At 50.6% G+C, this 22,056-nt stretch carries 20 protein-coding genes and 1 riboswitch; of the genes, 10 read left to right on the top strand and 10 right to left on the bottom strand.

Annotation, left to right across the window (positions count from 1 at the left end; translation table 11 throughout):
* Positions 1-34 precede the first annotated feature (34 nt).
* The 4 genes from rsfS to QCB44_RS10280 all read left to right on the top strand — a co-directional run bounded on the left by rsfS (position 35) and on the right by QCB44_RS10280 (position 2,357).
* Complete coding sequence (rsfS, locus tag QCB44_RS10295; RefSeq protein WP_279409872.1) at positions 35-379, top strand: ribosome silencing factor; 345 nt, start codon at positions 35-37, stop codon at positions 377-379.
* Between the two features lie 327 nt (positions 380-706).
* A complete protein-coding gene (gene rlmH / locus QCB44_RS10290; RefSeq protein ID WP_279409871.1) occupies positions 707-1,177 on the top strand; it encodes a 23S rRNA (pseudouridine(1915)-N(3))-methyltransferase RlmH in 471 nt (156 codons plus the stop codon).
* A 417-nt stretch (positions 1,178-1,594) separates the two neighbouring features.
* Complete coding sequence (rpsT, locus tag QCB44_RS10285; RefSeq protein ID WP_279409870.1) at positions 1,595-1,858, top strand: 30S ribosomal protein S20; 264 nt, start codon at positions 1,595-1,597, stop codon at positions 1,856-1,858.
* Between the two features lie 217 nt (positions 1,859-2,075).
* On the top strand, positions 2,076-2,357 hold the full coding sequence (locus tag QCB44_RS10280) for a DUF3817 domain-containing protein (protein WP_279409869.1): 282 nt from the start codon (positions 2,076-2,078) through the stop codon (positions 2,355-2,357).
* Between the two features lie 36 nt (positions 2,358-2,393).
* Here QCB44_RS10280 and QCB44_RS10275 read toward each other — a convergent pair whose 3' ends face one another.
* On the bottom strand, positions 2,394-4,025 hold the full coding sequence (locus tag QCB44_RS10275) for an acetolactate synthase large subunit (protein ID WP_279409868.1): 1,632 nt from the start codon (positions 4,023-4,025) through the stop codon (positions 2,394-2,396).
* Positions 4,026-4,280: 255 nt separating this feature from the next.
* On the opposite strand from QCB44_RS10275, the gene murJ reads away from it, so the two are divergent.
* From murJ to QCB44_RS10245, 6 genes are all read left to right on the top strand, one after another.
* Positions 4,281-5,819, top strand: coding sequence for a murein biosynthesis integral membrane protein MurJ (gene murJ / locus QCB44_RS10270; protein WP_279409867.1), 1,539 nt, complete (start codon positions 4,281-4,283; stop codon positions 5,817-5,819).
* Positions 5,820-5,979: 160 nt separating this feature from the next.
* Entirely contained in the window at positions 5,980-6,921 is a 942-nt protein-coding gene (gene ribF / locus QCB44_RS10265; RefSeq protein ID WP_279409866.1) for a bifunctional riboflavin kinase/FAD synthetase, read from the top strand.
* A gap of 137 nt (positions 6,922-7,058) precedes the next feature.
* Positions 7,059-9,887: an isoleucine--tRNA ligase gene (ileS, locus tag QCB44_RS10260; protein ID WP_279409865.1), complete on the top strand. Its 2,829-nt coding sequence runs from the start codon at positions 7,059-7,061 to the stop codon at positions 9,885-9,887.
* A 10-nt stretch (positions 9,888-9,897) separates the two neighbouring features.
* Complete coding sequence (lspA, locus tag QCB44_RS10255; RefSeq protein ID WP_279409975.1) at positions 9,898-10,416, top strand: signal peptidase II; 519 nt, start codon at positions 9,898-9,900, stop codon at positions 10,414-10,416.
* 161 nt (positions 10,417-10,577) lie between these two features.
* A complete protein-coding gene (locus QCB44_RS10250) occupies positions 10,578-11,621 on the top strand; it encodes a sodium:calcium antiporter (RefSeq protein ID WP_279409864.1) in 1,044 nt (347 codons plus the stop codon).
* A gap of 130 nt (positions 11,622-11,751) precedes the next feature.
* Positions 11,752-12,624 carry a tetratricopeptide repeat protein gene (locus QCB44_RS10245; RefSeq protein WP_279409863.1) on the top strand — a complete coding sequence of 291 codons (873 nt, stop codon included), beginning with the start codon at positions 11,752-11,754 and terminating at the stop codon, positions 12,622-12,624.
* Between the two features lie 30 nt (positions 12,625-12,654).
* Here the strand turns inward: QCB44_RS10245 and QCB44_RS10240 are convergent, their stop codons facing one another.
* The 9 genes from QCB44_RS10240 to QCB44_RS10200 form a co-directional block, all read right to left on the bottom strand.
* Positions 12,655-13,290 carry a cytochrome b/b6 domain-containing protein gene (locus QCB44_RS10240; RefSeq protein ID WP_279409862.1) on the bottom strand — a complete coding sequence of 212 codons (636 nt, stop codon included), beginning with the start codon at positions 13,288-13,290 and terminating at the stop codon, positions 12,655-12,657.
* Positions 13,291-13,345: 55 nt separating this feature from the next.
* Positions 13,346-13,912: a YcbK family protein gene (locus QCB44_RS10235; protein ID WP_279409861.1), complete on the bottom strand. Its 567-nt coding sequence runs from the start codon at positions 13,910-13,912 to the stop codon at positions 13,346-13,348.
* A 39-nt stretch (positions 13,913-13,951) separates the two neighbouring features.
* Positions 13,952-15,514, bottom strand: coding sequence for a L,D-transpeptidase family protein (locus QCB44_RS10230; protein WP_279409860.1), 1,563 nt, complete (start codon positions 15,512-15,514; stop codon positions 13,952-13,954).
* 127 nt (positions 15,515-15,641) lie between these two features.
* Complete coding sequence (thiE, locus tag QCB44_RS10225) at positions 15,642-17,150, bottom strand: thiamine phosphate synthase (protein ID WP_279409859.1); 1,509 nt, start codon at positions 17,148-17,150, stop codon at positions 15,642-15,644.
* A gap of 4 nt (positions 17,151-17,154) precedes the next feature.
* Complete coding sequence (locus QCB44_RS10220) at positions 17,155-17,958, bottom strand: thiazole synthase (protein ID WP_279409858.1); 804 nt, start codon at positions 17,956-17,958, stop codon at positions 17,155-17,157.
* A gap of 23 nt (positions 17,959-17,981) precedes the next feature.
* Positions 17,982-18,185, bottom strand: coding sequence for a sulfur carrier protein ThiS (gene thiS, locus QCB44_RS10215; protein ID WP_279409857.1), 204 nt, complete (start codon positions 18,183-18,185; stop codon positions 17,982-17,984).
* 227 nt (positions 18,186-18,412) lie between these two features.
* Positions 18,413-19,498, bottom strand: coding sequence for a glycine oxidase ThiO (gene thiO, locus QCB44_RS10210; protein ID WP_279409856.1), 1,086 nt, complete (start codon positions 19,496-19,498; stop codon positions 18,413-18,415).
* A 1-nt stretch (position 19,499) separates the two neighbouring features.
* Positions 19,500-21,461 (bottom strand): phosphomethylpyrimidine synthase ThiC, encoded by a 1,962-nt coding sequence (thiC, locus tag QCB44_RS10205; protein ID WP_279409855.1) that lies wholly within the window; start codon positions 21,459-21,461, stop codon positions 19,500-19,502.
* Between the two features lie 211 nt (positions 21,462-21,672).
* Positions 21,673-21,774, bottom strand: a riboswitch (TPP riboswitch).
* 98 nt (positions 21,775-21,872) lie between these two features.
* Positions 21,873-22,043 carry a hypothetical protein gene (locus QCB44_RS10200; protein ID WP_279409854.1) on the bottom strand — a complete coding sequence of 57 codons (171 nt, stop codon included), beginning with the start codon at positions 22,041-22,043 and terminating at the stop codon, positions 21,873-21,875.
* Positions 22,044-22,056: the final 13 nt, after the last annotated feature.

Here is a 22,056-nt window from a genome sequence, read left to right as displayed (position 1 = left end):
GGATTAACTCATAACAAGGAAAGAAAACGACTTTATGGAACTGGAAGAGAAACAAAATTTAATTGTCGAAACTCTGGAAGACAGCAAGGCGCGTGACATTCAGGTCATTGATGTGGCCGGCGTGAGCAGCTTTGCCGATTTGATGGTGGTGGCGACGGGTACTTCAACCACGCATGTGCGCTCAACCGGAAACGCGGTTGCTCAGGCGTTTAAAGACGCCGGGTTTCCTCCGCTAGGGGTCGAAGCCGGGCCACAGCCGGATTGGGTGTTGGTTGATTTGGGCGATGCGATTGTTCACGTCATGACCGAAGCGGCACGCGCGCATTATGCGCTGGAAAAACTGTGGGATATTAAATCCACGGCTAATTCGGAAGAGTAAGACTGCTTTCGGTATTTCGTAATAATCCCCTTCTAAAAGGTTCGTTCTGGCGGTTGGCGAAGGGCGCGTTTAAAAGGCTGCGTTGTTCGAAGCACGTTTGCGTGCAAGTTCGCAACCTTGAGCGCACAAGCCTAGCGTCATAGAACCTTTTAGCAGGGTGGCTTTTTTTGGTTACTTTTTTGGGCCACCAAAAAAGTAACAAGGGCGCTACATGTGTTTTTGAATATGAAAAAGAATATTAAGAGCGACCTTTAAAATAAGTGTGTCAGTCCGTTAATCATTTTGTATTGACGGCTTAAGCTCAGTATTAGAATTTGGAAGCCTGTTTTGATTATTCACTTTATTACCGTCGGTCAGAAGATGCCCAAGTGGGTGCAGGAAGGCTATGCCGAATACGCCAAGCGCCTGCCTAAAGCGTGCAGTTTGAACTTGATCGAACTGCCGATGGCGCAACGTGGCAAAACCAGTTCGGTTGAACAGAACAAAGCCGAAGAAGCCAAGCGGATTCTGGCGGCCGTACCTAAAGGTGCGCGCCTGGTTGTGCTGGATCAGCATGGTCAGCAGGTCACGACGGTTCAGTTGGCCGATAAAATGGAAGAGTGGCTCGGCAGTGGTCAGGACATTGCCTTGATTGTCGGCGGCCCGGATGGATTGGATGCGTCGATTTTACAGCAGGCGCAATGGAAGTGGGGCCTTTCTAAACTCACCCTGCCACATCCCATGGTGCGTATCTTGGTCGCCGAGCAGGTTTATCGGGCGTGGTCGGTGATCAACAACCACCCCTACCATCGCGAATAAAAGCGGTTTTTTATCCAATCTCTGCGTTAAGTTTTGGCTCGTGTACTCGAGTGTACACGTCGCACCAAAGTGCCTTGAACTCAAGCAAAACGTTCGATTTATGAATATGCTGACAAGTCTCGTCCCCGAAACTTGCCTTGATTTTGAATAACAAGCCTTACTTTTCAATTTGTGATCAGGCTTGCTGAAAATTGACGTTCCAAACTCTGCGAACGTTTTGATTGGAATAATGTGACGGGTAAAACTATTCTTGACCAAGGGCTTGAAATTGTGGATAATTCCGCCTTCCCGTAGAGAACAGGGTAAATCGTCATTGTCACTGTGTACGCATAGGGCAATGTTGTGTTAATTGTTAATGATTTGGAATTCCATAGGTCTACGGATCGTTAACACGTAAAAACAATTGGAGAATATACCATGGCAAATTCAGCACAAGCTGCAAAGCGCGCACGCCAAGCCGAGAAACACCGCCAGCATAACGCCGCACTGCGTTCAGCAATGCGTACCTCAATCAAGAAAGTATTGGCTGAAATCGATGGTGGCGATCAAGCGAAAGCAAACGAGTTGTTCCGTGCAGCGCAATCTAAGTTGGACGGTATGGCACGCAAGGGCATCATTACTAAAAACAAAGCTGCGCGTACTAAGAGCCGTATCAACGCTCGCATCAAAGCGATGGCTTAATTTTATTGCGATTTCGTTCCTAAACCGTATGCTTCTTTGTTGGAAAATGGACGTTTACAAATTGTAAACTCACATTTTCCGCCGCGAATCGAACAGGTTTAGAGACGAAATAGCGAATAAAATTCAGAAAAAAACCGGATTGAATTCCGGTTTTTTTGTATCTGGCGTTTAATAAAGAGTCCCACGCATGCAAAGGACTCATAAAAAAGGAAATGGAATGGCATTTTTACGTTTTATGGCGCTGTTGGAAGGCAGTTCGTTATTATTGCTGTTGTGTGTAGCAATGCCGTTGAAGTACCAATACGGTATGCCCGAAGCGGTAAGCTGGGTGGGGCGTGCGCATGGGGGATTGTTTTTGGCCTTTAATGCTGTACTGTTTTACCATGTCTTCAAAGGCCATGTTTCCGAAATGAAAGGCTTTATTGGCTTTTTAGCCTCACTGATTCCGTTTGGCACCTTTATCTATAAAGCAAAAGTGCTTAAAGACGCAACGTTTTAAGCAGGCCTGTTGCGTTTCAGACGGTCATCCGCTCTTTTAAGTCGGGCACACCAGCTGTCCGAGCTCTTCGGTGAGTTTGAGGTTCTCCGAGTAGTCCACCGGGCAATCGATTAATACGACACAATTATCTTTTATCGCCTGTTGCAATGTCGGCAGCAGCGCATCGGCCGATTCAATACGGTAGCCTTTGGCTCCGAACGCATCGGCGAGTTTGATGAAGTCCGGGTTGGTGAAGCGAATGTGGCTTTCACGTCCAAACTGATTCATCTGTTTCCATTTGATCAGGCCGTATTCAGAGTCGTTCCAGATCAGAATAATCAATGGAATGTTCAGGCGTACTGCCGTTTCCAGCTCCTGCAGGTTCATTAAAAATCCGGCGTCACCGCTGACTGCCACGGCGGTTTGAGCGGGCTTGGCAAGCTTGGCAGCAATCGCCCCGGGCAGGGCAATTCCCATCGAGGCGAAGCCGTTGGAAATAATACAGGTATTGGGCGCCAGTGTTTGATAGAGGCGAGCCACCCACATTTTATGCGCGCCGACATCGGAGATTACAATGTCTTCCGGCTGAAGCGCCGTGCGCAGGTCGTGCAGGATTTTCTGCGGTTTTAACGGAAAACTGCTGTCGTCCTGGTGCGCCGAGAGATGGGCGTCGATGTGGGACTTTAAGGATTGATAATTGGCGCTCTGGTGGCGTTTGCTGATCGCCGCAATCTGGTTGAGAGATTCACCGATATCCGCGATCAGTCCGGCTTCAACAATGTAGTGTTCGTCCACTTCAGCCGCTTGACTGTCAATGTGAATGAGTTTGCAGTCGGGGTTGTGATTCCACAGATGCGGATGGTATTCCACAATGTCGTAGCCGACACAGATCACCACGTCGGCACGGTCGATGCCGCAGGAAATATAGTCGTGCGCTTGCAAGCCGACGGTGCCGAGTGACAGTTCGTGCGCGCAGGAAAGCACGCCTTTGGCCATAAAAGTGGTGGCTACCGGAATATTGAGTTTGGAGGCAAATTCTTCCAGCGCTTCGCTAGCCTGGGAGCGCACCACGCCGTTGCCGGCGATAATAATCGGGTATTCGGCTTCGCTGATGATGTCCGCTGCCTGCTGAACTTTAAACGCATTGGGCTGCGGCGGCAGCGGACTTTGTTGTTTAAGCGGACGTTTGTCTACTTCCATGGCCGCGAGGTTTTCCGGAAAATCGATAAAACAGCAACCGGGTTTTTCGCTTTGTGCCACTTTGAATGCCTTGCGAATCACTTCCGGAATGATGTCGGGCGTCAGAATTTGCGTGCTGTATTTGGTGATCGGTTCAAACAGGTTGACCAGATCCAGTACCTGATGGCTCTCTTTATGCAGGCGGTTAGTCTCTGCTTGGCCGGCAATCGCCACGACCGGAGCGCGATCCATATTGGCGTCGGCGACGCCGGTGACCAGATTGGTGGCCCCCGGTCCCAGGGTGGACAGACAGACGCCGGCGCGGCCGGTTAAGCGTCCATAAACATCGGCCATAAAGGCGGCGCCCTGTTCATGGCGGGTAAGGATAAACTGGATCTTACTGTCCAGCAGGGCGTCCATCAGGTCGAGATTTTCTTCTCCCGGAATGCCAAAAATATACTCGACGCCTTCATTTTCCAGACAGTGAACAAACAGTTGCGCTGCTTTCATAGCCGCTCCTTTGTGATGAATGCCGAATGCTGTGCATGGTAATCATCTTGGCATATTGCAGGGGACTTGAAAAGGCGTAAATCTCTGCCGTAATCATTGCTTAATCAGCCACATAAAACGGAACAGGCCTGTTTGATTTATATGGGTCGATGAAAATAAGTTGCATTCAAGCATGCGGCCGGTCGGCTTTGGTACAATTGAGGCAATTTAAACGGCGGTAACGCCTAGAGACGTAAACGACGGAAGAAAACGGACTTGAAACGCATTATTAAAGCCACGGCTACGGTGGGCGGCATGACCATGATTTCGCGCATTTTAGGTTTTGTGCGCGATGTGATTATTGCCCGCTACTTTGGGGCAAGCATGGGCGCGGACGCGTTTTTTGTCGCGTTTAAAATTCCGAACTTTTTCCGCCGTCTGTTTGCCGAAGGTGCCTTTTCCCAGGCGTTTGTACCCGTGCTGGCGGAAGCCAAAGAGAAACGCGGGCAGCAGGCGGTCAAGCATCTGGTGAATGCAATCAGCTTCCGTCTGGGCGGGATTTTACTTCTGCTGACGGCGTTCGGGGTGTTTGGTTCTTCATTGTGGATGCTGGTGTTTGCCCCCGGTTTTTTGGATGAGCCGGAGAAATTTGCCCTTGCTTCCGACATGCTCTCCATCACCTTTCCGTATCTGATGCTGATCTCCTTGGTGGCGCTGTCGTCGGCGATTATGAATACCTATAACCGCTTTGCGGTGCCGGCCTTTACCCCGGTGTTCTTGAATCTGGTACTCATTAGCTTCGCGGTTTGGGTCTCGCCCCTGCTGGAAGTGCCGGTGATGGCATTGGCGTGGGGGGTCCTGGTGGCCGGAGTCGTGCAGTTGCTGTTTCATCTGCCGTTTTTGTACAAATTGGGGCTGTTACCTCACCCATCGCGTGAGTCCGATCCCGGGGTGGGAGAAGTCAAACGGTTAATGCTACCGGCCTTGTTTGGGGTGTCGGTGGCGCAGATTAACCTGCTGATTGACACGGTGTTGGCGTCGTTTCTGGTGACCGGTTCGGTTTCCTGGCTCTACTATTCAGATCGCTTAATGGAGTTCCCGTTAGGGGTGTTCGGGGTGGCATTGGCAACGGTGGTGTTACCAGGGCTCTCCAAAAAGGCGGCGAATGAAAACTGGCACGGGTTTCAGCAAGATTTGGATTCCGCGTTGCGTCTGGTTCTGATTATTGGGTTGCCGGCCACGTTGGGCTTGCTGTTATTGGCGCAACCGTTGATCGTTTCGCTGTTTCATTACGGCGCGTTTACCGATCACGATGTCGCTATGTCCGGCGCCAGCTTGATGGCCTATTCCTTCGGTCTGCTGGGCTTTATTCTGGTGAAAATTCTGGCACCGGCGTTTTATTCGCGTAAGGACATGAAAACGCCGGTTAAGGTGGCCGTGGTCGCGCTGGTGGTGAATACGGTGATGAATCTGATTTTGATCGGACCCTTTGCTCATGTTGGCCTGGCGGCGGCGACGACGATCTCCGCCTTTGTCAACGCCGGACTGCTTTATTGGTATTTGCGCAAGCAGCAGGTGTTTACGCCGTTGGCGGGTTGGGGCAAACTGGCCTTGCAGGTGATGCTGGCGAATACGGTTTTGGCGGCGTTTCTGCTATGGCTATCGCCAGCATTGAGTGAGTGGTTGGTTTTTGATGTCTGGCAACGTATCGGATGGTTGGCCGGGTTGGTATTTGGTGCGGTGGTTCTGTATGGCTTGGCGTTAATGGCTACCGGAATGAATCCGGTGCGTGTGCTTAAAAAAACACGCGGTTAAACCGATCAGGCCTGGTCGGTTTATTGGTGTAGTTTTTTAAATGGAGACATAAAGTTAAACAGGTGTATGGTGCTAAATTACGTTATAATTTGCGGCTTGTTTTGACCTGTTTATTTAGGGTTAACAGCCCCTTGAAAAAGAAGCGGAAGTTTTCTGAAACATGCGTTTGATTCGTGGCTTGCACAATTTGGAATCGATCAAGACACGGCTGGCGCAAGGTTGTGTGTTGACCATTGGTAATTTCGATGGTGTGCATATGGGGCACCAGCAGATTCTTAATGCCGTGGTCTCTCAAGCGCATGATCGTGGCCTGCCGAGCATGGTGATGCTGTTTGAGCCTCTGCCAATTGAGTTTTTTGCCCCGCAAAAGGCACCGGTGAGGTTGATGAACTTGCGTGAAAAACTGCAGGCGTTGCAGCATACGGAGATCGATTATGTGCTTTGTATGCGCTTTGACCGTGAGTTTGCCGAGTTGACCGCCGAGCAGTTTGTGAATGACATTTTGCTGGGTAAATTGAGTGTCAAACACTTGGTGGTCGGGGACGATTTCCGCTTTGGTAAACAGCGCTTGGGCAATTACGCCTATCTGCAGCAGCAGGGGAAATGGAAAGGGTTTAGTGTGAGTGATCGCCCCACATTCACTGTGGCTGGAGCGCGCGTCAGCAGCACGCGGATTCGTGCCGCCTTGGCCAAACCCGATTTGCAGGAGGCCGAGGCCTTATTGGGGGCGCCTTTTACCTTTAATGGCCGCGTGATTCATGGGCAGAAATTAGGACGCCAGATTGGGTTTCCAACCCTGAACCTGAATCCCAAAAGATTGCAGATGCCGGTCAGTGGCGTGTTTGCGGTGACAGTGGATGGCATAGCCGAAAATCCGTGGCCGGGAGTGGCCAATGTTGGAGTGAGGCCGACGGTGAATGGCCATCGGCCATCGATCGAAGTGCATTTGTTTGATTGGCATGGCGATCTCTACGGGCGGCATGTGGATGTGCGCTTGGAACACTATATTCGCCCTGAAATGAAATTTGACGGCCTGCCCAGTTTGATTAAACAGATTGAAAAAGACGCCGAAGAGGCGAGAACGTATTTTAAAACGCATTGAAACAGACTTTGCATTCAATGTGGAGGTAGTGTCAAAATTGTCCTACCTGCTGAAAGATGATTTAACCGTTTTGAATTTTCACTGCGCGCATAAGACGCGTTGAACAGTGAACCGAGAGAGTGAATGTGAGCGAAAGCATGACAGACTATAAATCGACCTTGAATCTTCCCGAAACCGACTTTCCAATGCGCGGTAATTTGCCGAATCGTGAACCTAAGCAGGTGGACGAGTGGCAGCAGCAGTCGCTGTACGAAACCGTGCGTGAACACATGGCCGGGCGTCCGAAATTCATTTTGCACGACGGGCCTCCGTATGCCAACGGTCACATTCACATCGGTCATGCGGTGAATAAGGTGCTCAAGGATATGATCGTCAAATCCAAAGGTTTGAGCGGGTTTGATGCGCCGTTTGTGCCGGGCTGGGACTGTCACGGTTTGCCGATTGAACTGAATGTTGAGAAGAAAAAAGGCAAGGTTGGGCAGAAGATCAATGCGACCGATTTCAGACAGGCCTGTCGAGATTACGCTCAGAAGCAAGTTGATGGACAGATGGCCGATTTTCAGCGTTTGGGGGTAATGGCCGATTGGAAAAATCCGTATCTGACCAAAGATTTTACATTTGAAGCCAATGAAATTCGCGCGCTGGCGAAGATCATTGAAAACGGCCACTTGATCAAAGGCACCAAGCCGGTCTATTGGTCAGTGGGGGGACGCTCAGCCTTGGCGGAAGCGGAAGTGGAATACGAAAACAAACGTTCCAAGTCGATTGATGTGCGTTTCAAAGTCGTCGACGAAGAGGCCTTCTTCCAGCGTTGTCATCATGTGGAAGATCATACCGGTGAAGGCCCACTATCGGTGGTGATCTGGACGACCACGCCTTGGACCTTGCCGGCCAACCAAGCGGTATCGATCAACCCTGAGCTGGAATACGCCGTGGTGCAGGTTGACGGTGAGCACGGTCCCGAGCGTCTCTTTTTGGCGGAAGCGATGATTAAAGATTCCATGGACAAGTGGGGCTTTGAACATTATCGCGTGATCGCCTACGGGCGCGGAGATCAGTTTGATCTGATCCGCTTGCAGCATCCGTTTTATGATCGCATTGTGCCGTTGATTCTGGGAGATCACGTTACCACCGAAGCCGGTACCGGCTGCGTACACACCGCGCCGGGTCACGGGGTGGAGGATTTCCAGGTTGGTTTGAAGTACGACCTGGAAGTGGATTGTCCGGTGGACGGCGCGGGTAACTATGTGGCCGGAACCCCGCTGTTTGAAGGTGAAAATGTCTTAAAAGTGGACGATCATGTGATCGAAGTGCTTAAGGAGCATAAAGCGCTGGTGCACATCGAAGTGATCGAGCACAGCTATCCGCACTGCTGGCGTACCAAAACGCCGTTGATCTTCCGTGCCACGCCACAGTGGTTCATCTCCATGACTGAAGGGGGGTTGCGCCAAAAAGCACTGGATGAAATCAAGCAGGTACAGTGGATTCCTGAGTGGGGGCAAAACCGCATCGAAGGCATGGTTGACGGACGTCCGGATTGGTGTATCTCGCGTCAGCGTTTCTGGGGGGTGCCGATCACGATTTTCGTTCATAAGGTAACCGGTGAGATGCATCCGCGAACCGTTGAATTGATGGAAGAGGTTGCGAAACGGGTCGAACAGAATTCGATCGACGCGTGGTACGACCTGGATCCGAAGAGCCTATTGGGTGACGAGGCTGACGACTACGAACAGGTCACCGACATTCTGGATGTCTGGTTCGATTCGGGGATTTCGCACTATACGGTATTGGATCAGCGCGACGAGTTGCATTCACCGGCGGATCTGTATCTGGAAGGTTCCGACCAGCACCGCGGCTGGTTCCAGTCTTCGCTGTTGACCGCACTGGCCACCGGTGACAAGGCGCCGTACAAGCAGGTATTGACTCACGGCTTCACCGTCGATAAAGACGGTAAGAAGATGTCCAAATCCAAAGGTAATGTGGTCTCTCCGCAAGAGATTGCCAACAAGTATGGTGCCGACATTTTGCGTCTCTGGATTGCGCAAGCGGATTACCGTTATGAGATGACGGTGTCCGACGAAATCATCAGCCGTACCGCGGACGCCTACCGCCGTATCCGTAACACCGCGCGTTTCCTGTTGGCTAATATCAACGGCTTTAATCCAGCCACCGATGCGGTGACCTATGATGACTTGTTGCCATTGGATAAATGGGCGATCGGCCATGCCGCTAAATTGCAGAAAGAGATTGTCGAATCCTATGAATCCTATAATTTCCACGCAATTTCACAGGCGGTGACCCATTTCTGTTCGGTGGAGCTGGGCTCATTCTATCTGGATGTGATCAAAGACCGCCAGTACACCTGCCAAGCGGATGGTCTGCCTCGTCGTTCGGCGCAGACGGCCTTGTACCATATTGTGGAAGCCTTAACCCGTTGGATGGCACCGATTCTGAGCTTTACCGCCGAAGAAATCTGGAAGGCCTTGCCGGGCGAGCGTACGCCTACTGTGTTTATGGCGGAATGGCATCAAGGCTTAACCGAGTTGGATGAATCAACACAGATGAATTCGGCATACTGGGCGCAGATGATGGAAGTGCGTTCGGCGGTGTCTAAACAGTTGGAGCAGCTGCGTAATGACAAGGTGATTAAAGGCTCACTGACCGCCGAAGTGACCTTGTATTGTGAAGACGGTTTGCTGGATGCGATTGCCGCGTTGGAAGATGAATTGCGTTTTGTTCTGATTACTTCTTATGCCGTTGTGAAACCGTTGAGCGAAAAATCCGACCAGGCGGTGGAATCGGAAATGGCTGGTCTGTGGATTGAGGCCGGTGCGACGGAAAAACCGAAGTGTGCTCGCTGCTGGCATCACCGTGAAGAGGTCGGGCAGAATGCCGAGCACCCAGAGTTGTGCCAGCGTTGCGTTGACAACGTGGCCGGTGACGGTGAAACCCGCCATTACGCATAGAACCGAAATGATGAAAGAAACAAATTCAACCGCGATCAAAACGCTGTGGCTGGCGTTGCTGGTGATTGTTATCGACCAGCTGACGAAAGTGTGGGCCGTCAGTGTACTGGCATTGGGTGAACCGGTGGCGGTGCTGCCACACCTGAACTGGACACTGGCTTATAACCACGGTGCGGCGTTTAGCTTCCTGGCCGATATGGGCGGGTGGCAGCGTTGGTTCTTTACCGCTCTGGCAGTGGGAGTCAGTGCTATTCTTTGGTTTTGGCTGAAGAAGTTGCCGAATCGAATCAATACGGAAACCGTGGGCATCAATCTGGTTTTGGGCGGTGCCATCGGTAACGTGATCGACCGGGTCTTGGAAGGCCGCGTGACCGATTTTATCGATTTCTATATCGGGCTGTGGCATTACGCGACTTTTAATGTTGCGGACATTGCCATCAGCATCGGAGCAGGCCTGCTTATTTTAAGTGAATTGATTCTCAAGCCGCGAGCGGAAAAAAGGCAGAAAAAGTCAGCTGAAAACGCGTAAGCTCAAGCGGACCTTTTTGTTTTAAAACCAGCCAAAAGCGACTTGAGGCTGGTTTTTTTATTTTGGAGCCTGGTTACCCTGCTAATGGGGTTTTACTTTGCATGTGTTTGCGGTCTGTTAGAATTTAAGTCAATCACTTGTCTCTATTCGGAGTTCGTTTGATGAACCCACTAGAATGGTCACTGCCTGTTTTATCTCTTTTGTTTGCCTGCGTTGCAGCGGTCATCGCGTGGTTTGGGATCAAGATGACGCATACAGCTCGTGACTTGGCTCACGAAACCGGAATTGGCGAAGCGCTTATGGGGGCCTTGTTTATTGGTGCTTCGACGTCTCTATCCGGTATTACCACCTCCGTTTCCGCGGCCGCTTCCGGTTATCCTGAACTGGCGGTGAGTAATGGCTTAGGGGGAATTGCTGCACAAACAACTTTTCTGGCGATCGCCGATATTGCCTACCGCCGAGCCAACCTGGAACATGCCGCGGCTTCTGCGGAAAATCTGTTTATGTCGGCATTTTTAATCACTCTGCTCGGTATTCATGTGCTAGCGATGGCCATACCTGAATTTACCTGGTTTACGATTCATCCGGCGACGCTGATGCTGTTCGGCGTGTACATTTTTGGTATTCAGCTTCTGGCAAAAACGCATGAAATGCCTATGTGGTTACCGAGAAAAACCCGGGATACCCCTAAAGAACCTGCAGAGCATAAAAATAAAGGTAAAAAACATTTACTAAGGTTGTGGCTGCGATTTATCGGCTATTCAGCGATTGTGGCCGGATCAGGATGGGCGTTAGCCGAGCTGGCCGTCCCTTTGATCGATAAATCCGGTCTGTCGCATGGTATTGTCGGTGGCGTGTTTACCGCGGTGTCGACTTCCATTCCGGAGCTGGTCGTGGCGGTGACCGCAGTGCGAATGGGGGCATTGAATTTGGCGGTGGGGGATATTATCGGCGGCAATGCGTTTGATACCCTGTTTATCTCCGTTTCCGATATTGCCTATACCTCCGGCTCGATCTATTCGGCTATTTCCAGTACAGAAGTTTTCTGGCTGTCCATCTCTTTGGTGATGACCGGTATTCTGTTGATGGGATTGATTTACCGGCAGCGTCACGGCCCGGGTAATATTGGTCTGGAAAGTGTGGCGCTCTTGCTGATCTATGTTGTCAGTGTGACGTTTTTAACGGTCGATAGCTTAACTGCATGAAGATTCAACGTGTTCGGTGATGACTGCAAACATTAACGAATGCTTATTCACACACTAACAAATCGTTATTATCTGTTTTTAGGCGGCCTATATAATGGGCGCTCATATAAAGAAAGGTAAGGGTAAAACGGTGAGCCAAGCAAACGCTTATGTTTTTGAGGTAAATGCTAAAAATTTCAATGACCTGGTGTTGATGAACTCCTATAAACTTCCGGTTGTGGTCGAGTTTATGGGGGTGTACTCCGGGCCGTGTATTGCACTGGAAAACTCGCTGACTGAGTTAGCTCATGAGTTCGCAGGGCAGTTTATTTTTGCTAAAGTCGATATTGATGAACAGCCCGAACTCACTGAACAGTACGCTGTGACGAATCTTCCTACGCTAAAAGTGTTTAAAGATACCGAAGTGGTGCGCACGGAAGAAGGGCTGATGCAACTGGATGAGTTAACGGCCATGTTGAGAGATTTTGGTGTCTACCGTGAATCGGACGACATGCGTGAGCAGGCGCGAGAGAAACATCTGGCCGGAGATATTGCGGGAGCGATTACCCTGTTGACCGAGGCGATTCAAAAAGATCCGAGCAATACGCGAGTGGCGATGGATATGGTGCAGGTCATGCTGGATATTGGCGAGTTAGAACAGGCAAAATCGCTGTTTAACCGATTGCCGGATAAAGACAAAGAGAGCGAAACCGGTCGAGCCTTGATCGGTAATATTACCTTTAAGGAGTTAGCCAATAACACGGATGGCAAAACGGCATTACTCGCCAGATTGGATCAGGATCCACTGGATTTTGATGCTTACTTTGACTTGGCGATCTGTTTGGTTTCCGAATACGATTATGCTGGCGCGTTGGAAAGCCTGTTTGCGATTTTCGATCAGAACCCCGAGTACAAGGAAGGGGCTGCACGCGAAATGATTGTCAGCGTGGTGAATATGTTGGCGCCAAACGATCCGGAGATGGCACAGCGCTATCGCCAACGATTGGGGAATGCGGTCGCCTAAGCCTAATTGGAGGGAAAAAACGCGCTAGCCCTAGGGTTGTTTTTTCCTACCGGTGATCATGGCTTGAATGAGATTTTCTCCGTGTAACAGACTGGATACAAGCACGCCTGCGAGGTGAACGATCACCAGGAAGAGGGTAAAGTTAGCAAAAAATTCATGCACCTCTTCCCAGAATTCGTCACCATCATGCTCATGCCTTTCTGCATCATGCGCTTCATCGTCATCCGCAAAAGCATTGGAGATAAAGGATTGCTGGCGGTTTAACTCTGTGCTGGTGGCTAAAGGACCATAGCCTTTGGAACCATAGGCCTCTAAACCACTCCACGATGTTAGACTCAGGGAAATCAGCAAAGCGAAGATCATCCAGCCACCGAGCGGGTTATGCCCAATGTAATGCTTAGGGTGGAACTTTAATAAAGAAAGTGTGTATTCTTTGGTCTTATCAAGACCATAAATGAAGTTGTTAAAGCGGGCATAACGCGTTCCGATGATTCCCCAGATCGCTCGAAAAGCGATCAAGCCTATAATGGCATAACCCGAATAGACATGCAGGGTACTGTCATCATCGCCGGTGAAATAAGAGAAGAAGAATAAGCTTGCCAAAGACCAGTGAAAAATGCGAACAGCCAAGTCCCATACTTTTACTTCAGATGTTTCGGAAGTCATGGCAATTCCTTTCAAAGAGGATTGAATCTGACGCTGTTCTCCCTATTTCTATAGGTTACCAGTAGCGTACCCGACCGGTATCTACATGAACAAAGTTAGATTTCGGATAAAAGCCCACGCCCCCCACTTGTTCTTTCATAGCGATTTTTCTGAGGTTTTGAAGTTCAAAACCAGGCAAGCGGATGTCAATCGCTTTACCTTCCATATGTAGACTTTTTTTCGCCACGCCATTCGTGGTTCGGTTGAGCATGGCGTTGGTTTTGGGAGAACGGTAGCCGGAGATCACGTGAAACGGCTGTTTTTTCCCACTATGTTGGTGAATTCGGTGCAGCAGGTCGAAAAGCTCGCTGTCAATTACATGCATCTCATTGGTTCGGTGATCACGTAACAGATGGTTCAATTCCTGCAAAGCTTCGGCATGGTAGATGCCTTCTTCCCAGTAGGTGGTGCGAATGGATTCGCCGGTATGTAGGTTATAAAGTGAAATTGAACGGTGACGTTCTTCAATCGAGTTCGCAAAGACGGATGTTGGTGTCATGGTCGCCGCCATGGTTCCCGCCGCTCCGAGTTTCAGGAAGCTTCTGCGATTCATTGTTGAAGGTGGATTCCAGGACATTTTCATATTTTCACCCTTTGTACGTTCACTTTTAACATAGTCATCTTAACGCGGTTTTTCAAGTTTATTTAAGAGTGACAGCAGCTTATCATCGTATTGATAAATGTCTTTGTGAAGATGGAGTTCGCCGTTTTTATCTGCCCAAGCCGTTTGATAGGTAAGGAAAACGGGCACAGGCTGTGTGAGCCAAATGACCTCACGTTGCCCAGTTACGATTCGCTCACTCAGGTTTGGTAGGCTGATCTCAGCGTCTTCGTAGTCTAAGATTTGATGGGCAAGCTGATAGGGTTTTTCTGCGCGGATACACCCTGAACTGTACATCAGTGATCTGTATTTAAAAAGATGCTGAGCCGACGTGTCATGAATGTAGATATCCTCACTGTTCGGGAACATAAACTTGATGGTGCCCAGTGGATTAAGTTCCCCCGGCTCTTGGCGGAATTTGTAGGCCAGCACGCTTTTTTGCGTTTGCGATTGCCAATCCACTGAATCCGGATTTAATAAATGGCGTTCATCTGCATCCGTCTGCCGAAAGAGAGAGATTTTATTTCGCTTTAAATATTCAGGATCCTTTTTAAGTTTCGGGAGAATGTCTTCAACCAAAATGGTTTTGGGAATGCGCCAATAGGGGTTAAGTACGAGATAGCGCATGCTGTCTTCCATCATCGGTGTGGGGCGTTTTTCTTGGCCGACGACCACTTTCATATTTAAATCCGGACGGTTTTTCTGTACTAACTTCAGGCAATAGCCCGGAATGTTCACCATTACATAGCGTTCAGGCAATGCGTGATACCAGCGCCAGCGTTCAAGGTTGATTTTGATCAGAGCGATTTTCTGCTCGATACTTTCAGCTAGAGCGTTTCGGGTGCGTTTGCCGACAATGCCGTCCACCGTCAAATGGTGACGCCGTTGGAAATGTTTAATCGCCTTTTCCAGTTCCAAGTCATCTTCGGGGGAGAGTTCCCAGCACCAACTCTCTATGGCTTCGTTAGATGCCGTAGAGGAGTCTTGGCATTCTTCAGGGGGTGTACTCGGATAGTCGCCCGTAATCATTAAGCGTTGGCGTACCTGATTCAAGTCTTGATAACTTTCCGGTTCCGTATTCCAGCCTCCTTGTTCTGCGAGGTTGCGGTAATGTGTCAGCGCTTTTTTGAGGTTTTGATAATAGGGATGGCGCGCTATGAGCTGGTTTAGGGTATCTTGGATATTAGCCTGTTGCAGAGCCGTGTTTAGGATGGAAGACAGATTTAGCGACTTTTTGCCGTTTTCATAGTAAATCGAGTTGGCTTCACTCTCGTAAGCAAAGCCATAAAAAAGATCATGCGCCAGAGACATGAACGCTTGGTTTAATTGTGCTGCGTTATCGGGCGTTAAGGTGTCAGCGTCTTTTAAAGCTTCTATTTGAATTCTATGATAGCGGGGATTGTCTGGATTGAGGCCTTCCTCATCGGCATGCTCGATGGCTTGCAGAAGTTGTTCCACCATTTTTGGTTGCCACGCAGAAGATGCTTGAGAAGCCACCGTCTCAACTTTTGATGGCATCTGCGCTGATGCAACCTGGACCGATAGCGTGCAGGCAAAAATAAAGGTGTTGAGCAGCCATTTCATGGCAGCCTCCGTAGTCAAACGCGAATAGCGTTTTGATGGCTCTTTCATTAATTATAACAAAGGCCGTATTACGCTATGTTTGCATTGTTAAATGGATGCCGCCGAATTGATAGTGGTTCAGTGTCCGTTAAACCTGCAGCATGGTTTTAAAAGTATCTACAGAGGCCTGATAGTTTTTCGCTTCGGTAATCGCGGTGACGACGGCGATACTGTTGACGCCGGTGGCGATCACTTCGGCGGCATTGTCGTGGGTGATACCACCAATCGCCACAATCGGAAGTGTGGCGTCGTTTCTTAATTTCAGGATCTGGTGTAAATTGTCTACTCCTTGGATTTGCCCACTCATATCTTTGGTGCGTGTTGGGAAGATTGCGCCGATCGCCAGGTAACTGGGGTTGACCTGTTGCGCGAGCATAAACTCGTAAGCGCCGTGCGTGCTGATACCCAGACGAAGGCCGGATTGCTGAAGGTACTTAAGCTCTTCTGCCGACAAGGATTGTAGGTCTTCCTGCCCCAGGTGGACACCATAAGCGCCGTACTCGATTGCCAGTTGCCAGTAATCATTGATAAACAGGCGGCATTGCGGGTGGTGTTTGGCTAACGCCACTGCCTGTTGAATGGAATCGCGCAATTCCGTTTCAGTTTGGTTTTTCAAACGCAATTGGATGATTTTTAACCCTAAAGGCATCAGTTTTGCCAGCCATTCGACGGAGTTAACTACCGGGTAGAGGCCTAGCTGCTCTATGCCTAGAGTTGGAAACCCCTGTTCTGCAATGGCGTTTAATGCCGGATTGAGAATAACCTGTGGATAAAACTGTTTTTCTACCGGCCAGCTGGGTTGTATGAGCGCGCCGTAATAGTCAGGTTCTTGCGGGCAGAGTGCAAACGCTTTGTTCATAAAGGCTTGGGCCTGAATAAAGGCATCGCGGGGTAAATACCCTTGCGCCATGAAGCAGGCCAGAGCGGTGGATAAGGTGCAGCCGCTGCCGTGCCCGTAGCCGGTTTGAGCTTTTGGAGAGCTTAAGAAGAAAGACTGTTCTTTCCAGAAAAGTTTGTCGGTGACCGTGTGTTCGGAGTCGCCGTGGCCGCCACTGATGAGGAGGGCTGGGCAACCTTTTTCTAGTATTGCCGAGGCCCATTCTGACGGCTTTGCGGTTTCACTGAAATCGTTGGCCAGCCCCGCGGCTTCACAATGGTTAGGGGTAATGACGTCGACTAATTGAATCAACTCTTCATACATCAGACTGGCTAGAGATTCGGCCATCAGGCTTTGGCCGACACTGGCTTTCATCACCGGATCGCATACCACGATCAATTCCGGAAGCTGCTGCCTTAGTGTTTGCAGGGTTTGCGTGAGCCAGTCCAGCTGGGCATTATTCGCAAGCAGACCGATTTTGATTGCAATCGGCGGTTTGTCTTCGAGTAACACTTCCAGCTGTCGCTGCAAAACCGACACCGGCGTCGGATTGATACTGAGCAGACACTGCGAATTTTGTACCGTGTTGGCGGTGATCAGCGTGCAGACTTCCATGCCGAGTGCATGGCCGGTTTTGATGTCTGCTTGAATCCCGGCACCGCCGCTGCAATCCGAACCGGCTATGGTCCATAGAATAGGGCGCTTTGTTTCATTGATCATCGTGTTATCCGTAATTGATTTGATGCCAGAAAGGCTGGTCCAGGGTGGGGGTGCTCGGGATTGCGGTAGATCGTTCGTTCATCGGACCGGCTTCATGCGCCAAACGTCCTGCCTCAATCGCTTTGGCGAAGGCCTGCGCCATCTTCACCGGTTCGTGGGCGTGGGCGACGGCCGTGTTCAGCAGAATCGCATCCACGCCCATCTCCATCGCCTGAATCGCGTGCGACGGTTTGCCAATCCCGGAATCGACAATCAGGGTAATCTCCGGGAAGCGGTCGCGGATGGCCTGCAAAGCATAAGGGTTCAACAGTCCTTTGCCGGTGCCAATCGGCGATCCCCACGGCATAATGACTTTGCACCCCAGTTCGACCAGGTGACGTGCGATCACCAGGTCATCCGTGCAATAGGGAAGGACCTTAAAACCGTCGTTTAACAGAATTTCGGTAGCTTTGACCAGTTCAATAGGATCGGGCTGCAGATTGTAATCGTCGCCGACCAGTTCGAGTTTGATCCAGTCGGTTTGGAACAATTCGCGACTCATTTTCGCCATATTGACCGCTTCTTGGGTTGAATGGCAACCGGCGGTGTTCGGCAGCAGATGCAGCCCAAGTGATTGGATCATCTCCCAAAACGAGGCACCACCATTGGCTTGCGGGTTTTGGCGACTGAGGGATAAGGTGACTACCTGCGCGCCGGAGTGCCTGATCGAGTCCTGCATCACTTGTGGTGACGGGTAGAGGGCGCTGCCGATCAGTAAACGGCTGTTAAGCTCGGTGCCGTAGATATTTAAAGGTTTTGTGTTCGACATGTTCGTTTCCTAATTAACTCTGGTCACCCGCCCTGAATGGCGGAAATGATTTCGATGCGGTCATTCTCCTGCACGGCAGTGCTGGCATGTTCGGAGGCCGGGATAAAGTTCTGGTTCAACAAAAGGGCAAACGGAGGTAGTGCTCCGAATGCCGTGACTGCGTCCAGCAAAGTGCTGTTTTGCGGCACGTCGATTGGGTTGTCGTTGATATGGAGGGTGATGTTCATATTGTTTTCTAACTTAGACAGATACGAAGCACTTTTACAAGTTTGCACGGCATTTCGGAATAAGCCCCTCTAAAACGTTTAGCAGGGTGGCCTTTTTTCGGTTACTTTTTTGGCCACGCAAAAAAGTAACCGAAAAAAATTTAAATTTTAAAAACGCTTTTAAAGCGTCCTTAAGGATATGCACATAAAACTTCTAAAATTTCGGGCCTTGGCTAATTAATCCTTAATTAAAGTTTTTCGATTAAGTTCGGATAGTTAGGCAGGTCTTCGGCTTTACCGTTGACCAGCGCAACGCATTGCTCGACTATCACCGGTGCCAGCAGGTAGCCGTGGCGAAACAGGCCGTTGATTTGGATCAGATGATCTTTCACCCAAATCCTTGGTTCGTTGTCCGCTAAAGCCGGGCGCAAACCGGAGGCAAACTGGATAATTTCCGCTTCGGCGAATCCTTTATGCACGCTGAAACAGGCCGACAGCAGTTCCAAAGCGGAACGCACCGTCGGTTGGCGCGTGTCCTCCGATTCGATCTGGGTTGCGCCGACCACAAAATGGTGGTTTTCTTTGGGCGCAATATAGAGCGGATAACGCGGATGCATTAAACGCACAGGCCTGTTCAAAGTGACATCGGGCGCGTACAGGCGCAAGACTTCGCCGCGAACTCCGCGTAAACGCTGGCCGGCCGGAATCTGCGCTTTGGCGCCCAGACCCCGACAGTCGATAATGCGATCGAAATCGTATGGCTTTGCATTAGACCAGACCCGATCCTCGCGGATTTCTGCCGGTGTGTGTGCATGCCAGATCACGCCGCGTGCATTGAGTGTGCTCGCCAAAGCCGCCAACAGCTGGCGGTTGTCGAGCTGACCTTCGTGCGGCAGAAAGAGCCGGTGTTTGAACGGCTTGGATTGCGCCGCCAACTCTGGTTCCAGTTCGGCCAGACGCGCCGCATTGATGCGCACAAAGTCTTCGCCCTCATCGCCTTTGAGATGACGTGCAAAATCCACAAGGTGAGCCGAGTCCTGTTCAAAGGCCAAAATCAGCGACCCGGCCTGCTGAAAAAACACCGGCTCATCGAGTTGCGCCAACAGTTCCGGCCACAGTTGCAAACTGCGCTGGCCCATCTGCATGAGTGTCGGCGAAGTTTCTACCGATTCGGCGACAGGAGCGAGCATGGCCGCGGCCAGATAGGCCGGACTCTGCGTTGCCGCTTGTTCATCGCTGTCAAACAGGGTGACTTCATAATCGGAGCTTAATTGCAGTGCCATCAGACGGCCGATCAGTCCGGCCCCTAAAATGCCGATGCGTAAATGGCTCATCTCAAGCTTCTTTCTGATAGATTTCGCTACCGGCATCAATGAACTCTTGCGACTTCTGTTTCATGCCTGCTTTGATCTCTTCCAGAGTGATCTCGGTGATTTGGCCTGTTTGCGCGGCCGCTTCCTGTTCGGCGGCGTAGTCGCGCACCTCCTGGGAAATCTTCATCGAGCAGAATTTCGGTCCGCACATGGAGCAGAAGTGCGCCACCTTGCCGGATTCCTGCGGAATCGTGTCATCGTGATATTCGCGTGCACGTTCCGGATCCAATCCCAGATTGAACTGGTCGACCCAGCGGAATTCAAAACGTGCTTTCGACAGGGCGTTGTCGCGGATTTGTGCGCCCGGGTGGCCTTTGGCTAAGTCACCGGCGTGAGCGGCGATTTTGTAAGCCATCAAACCTTCCTTGACGTCGTCTTTGTTCGGCAGCCCCAAGTGCTCTTTCGGCGTCACATAGCACAACATGGCGCACCCGTACCAGCCGATATTGGCGGCACCGATGCCGGAGGTGATGTGGTCGTAACCCGGTGCAATGTCGGTGGTCAAAGGCCCCAACGTATAGAAAGGCGCTTCGCCGCATTCACGTAATTGCTTGTCGACGTTTTCCTTGATCATATGCAACGGAATGTGTCCCGGGCCTTCGATAATCACCTGGACGTCGTGTTTCCAGGCGATTTGCGTCAGTTCGCCCAGCGTTTCCAGTTCGGAAAATTGCGCTTCGTCGTTGGCGTCGGCAATCGAACCCGGACGCAGACCGTCGCCCAGGGAGAAGCTGACATCATAGGCTTTCATGATTTCGCAGATTTCCTCGAAGTGGGTGTAGAGGAAGTTTTCCTGATGGTGTGCCAGACACCATTTGGCCATAATCGAGCCGCCGCGTGAGACGATACCGGTAACACGTTTGGCGGTCATCGGGATATAACGCAACAGTACGCCGGCGTGGATGGTGAAGTAGTCCACGCCTTGCTCGGCCTGTTCGATCAGGGTGTCGCGGAAGATTTCCCAGGTCAGGTCTTCGGCGATGCCGTTGACTTTTTCCAACGCCTGATAGATCGGTACGGTGCCGATCGGTACCGGCGAGTTGCGCAGAATCCATTCGCGGGTTTCGTGGATATTGCGCCCGGTGGAGAGATCCATCACCGTATCCGCGCCCCATTTTGTCGCCCACACCAGTTTTTCGACCTCTTCGGCAATGGACGAACCAACTGAAGAGTTACCGATGTTGGCATTGACCTTAATCAGGAAATTACGGCCGATGATCATCGGTTCCGATTCTGGATGGTTGATGTTGCAAGGGATCACCGCTCGGCCACGGGCCACCTCGTCGCGCACGAATTCCGGAGTGATGTCCTGTGGAATGCTGGCGCCGAAGGATTCGCCGGGATGCTGCTGCTTGATCATTTCGCTGCGCACTTCGGCACGCTTCATATTTTCGCGAATAGCGATATATTCCATCTCCGGGGTAATGATGCCTTGGCGTGCATAGTGCATCTGGGTGACGTTGTTGCCTGCTTTAGCGCGGCGTACCGGCGGAAGATTTTCGAAACGAATATGATCCAACCCTTGGTTGGCCAGGCGCTCCTGAGTGAATTTGGACGTCACCGAATCCAGAATTTCGGTGTCGCCGCGTGCTTCGATCCACTTGGCGCGCAATCTTGGCAGGCCTGTATAGACGTCGATTTTGACATTCGGGTCGGTGTAGGGGCCGGAGGTATCGTAAACGCAGACCGGTTCGTTTTTTTCCATGAGCGGATTGTCTTCGGGGCCGGAAATATAGGTGTCGCTCAAGGTGATTTCGCGCATCCCGACTTTGATTGGGTGAATTGCACCGTCAACATAGACTTTTTGTGAATTGGGGAAAGATTGTCCGGAGACGTTCTGGATAAACGCTTCCGCTTCCGCACGGCGTTCACGGCGACTCTTGGATAGTTTTAGGGATTGGGTGATATGGGTTGGTTGACTCATAGCTTTGCCTTTTCAAAAAATTGAATTAAGGCGAAGCGCAATAGACTTTCGTAGAGAAAGAGCGGTTGCTATGGATCGAATAAAAACCGAACAGGCCTGTTCCGTTTTTCAATGATGCGAGACAAAGAAAAACGTAAAAAGGTAAACCCGGTTTTAGCAGTCTCTGCATTTTGCAGTACTTTCTCTAGATAAGAAAAGCACGTATCCATTCACAACAGTTCTGATTGTTCCCTTCGCTGGTATTATCCAGATCAGGTTCTACGGATCCCGCTTTCGCGATCTCAGCCTCGTCTAGGCACTCCGACAATGTGAATTAAGGCGCTTAGTATAGCGGCGGTTTTGGTATTTGCCAAATGGTTTGCGCAAAAGGACAACCTATAGGATAGGGAGGCGTAAAGAAAAAAGAGGGGGTTAATCGCTTTGCTGGTCGCGGTTAGCTTTCACAATTCGTAGATGTTGCAGGCGCAGGGTCATCTTGGCCAGCTGGCACTGCAGTTTCCAGAACAGCCACGCGGAGGAGTCTTTTTGGGGTTCCGGCAGTATTGCGTGCTTTTGAGCAGGCCTGCTTGTTTTTTCGTCCATATTTTTTGCACTC

It is taken from the genome of Thiomicrorhabdus sp. zzn3 (assembly GCF_029767755.1).
GTDB lineage: Bacteria > Pseudomonadota > Gammaproteobacteria > Thiomicrospirales > Thiomicrospiraceae > Thiomicrorhabdus.
This window is presented reverse-complemented; position numbering and strand designations above follow the sequence as displayed.

What these genes read in the sequence shown, in the direction of transcription:
- rsfS (WP_279409872.1), top strand. Translation starts at nt 35, where the DNA reads ATGGAACTGGAAGAGAAACAAAATTTAATTGTCGAAACTCTGGAAGAC.
- rpsT (WP_279409870.1), top strand. Translation starts at nt 1,595, where the DNA reads ATGGCAAATTCAGCACAAGCTGCAAAGCGCGCACGCCAAGCCGAGAAA.
- QCB44_RS10280 (WP_279409869.1), top strand. Translation starts at nt 2,076, where the DNA reads ATGGCATTTTTACGTTTTATGGCGCTGTTGGAAGGCAGTTCGTTATTA.
- QCB44_RS10275 (WP_279409868.1), bottom strand. Translation starts at nt 4,025, where the DNA reads ATGAAAGCAGCGCAACTGTTTGTTCACTGTCTGGAAAATGAAGGCGTC.
- ribF (WP_279409866.1), top strand. Translation starts at nt 5,980, where the DNA reads ATGCGTTTGATTCGTGGCTTGCACAATTTGGAATCGATCAAGACACGG.
- ileS (WP_279409865.1), top strand. Translation starts at nt 7,059, where the DNA reads ATGACAGACTATAAATCGACCTTGAATCTTCCCGAAACCGACTTTCCA.
- lspA (WP_279409975.1), top strand. Translation starts at nt 9,898, where the DNA reads ATGAAAGAAACAAATTCAACCGCGATCAAAACGCTGTGGCTGGCGTTG.
- QCB44_RS10250 (WP_279409864.1), top strand. Translation starts at nt 10,578, where the DNA reads ATGAACCCACTAGAATGGTCACTGCCTGTTTTATCTCTTTTGTTTGCC.
- QCB44_RS10240 (WP_279409862.1), bottom strand. Translation starts at nt 13,290, where the DNA reads ATGACTTCCGAAACATCTGAAGTAAAAGTATGGGACTTGGCTGTTCGC.
- QCB44_RS10235 (WP_279409861.1), bottom strand. Translation starts at nt 13,912, where the DNA reads ATGAAAATGTCCTGGAATCCACCTTCAACAATGAATCGCAGAAGCTTC.
- QCB44_RS10230 (WP_279409860.1), bottom strand. Translation starts at nt 15,514, where the DNA reads ATGAAATGGCTGCTCAACACCTTTATTTTTGCCTGCACGCTATCGGTC.
- thiE (WP_279409859.1), bottom strand. Translation starts at nt 17,150, where the DNA reads ATGATCAATGAAACAAAGCGCCCTATTCTATGGACCATAGCCGGTTCG.
- QCB44_RS10220 (WP_279409858.1), bottom strand. Translation starts at nt 17,958, where the DNA reads ATGTCGAACACAAAACCTTTAAATATCTACGGCACCGAGCTTAACAGC.
- thiS (WP_279409857.1), bottom strand. Translation starts at nt 18,185, where the DNA reads ATGAACATCACCCTCCATATCAACGACAACCCAATCGACGTGCCGCAA.
- thiO (WP_279409856.1), bottom strand. Translation starts at nt 19,498, where the DNA reads ATGAGCCATTTACGCATCGGCATTTTAGGGGCCGGACTGATCGGCCGT.
- thiC (WP_279409855.1), bottom strand. Translation starts at nt 21,461, where the DNA reads ATGAGTCAACCAACCCATATCACCCAATCCCTAAAACTATCCAAGAGT.
- QCB44_RS10200 (WP_279409854.1), bottom strand. Translation starts at nt 22,043, where the DNA reads ATGGACGAAAAAACAAGCAGGCCTGCTCAAAAGCACGCAATACTGCCG.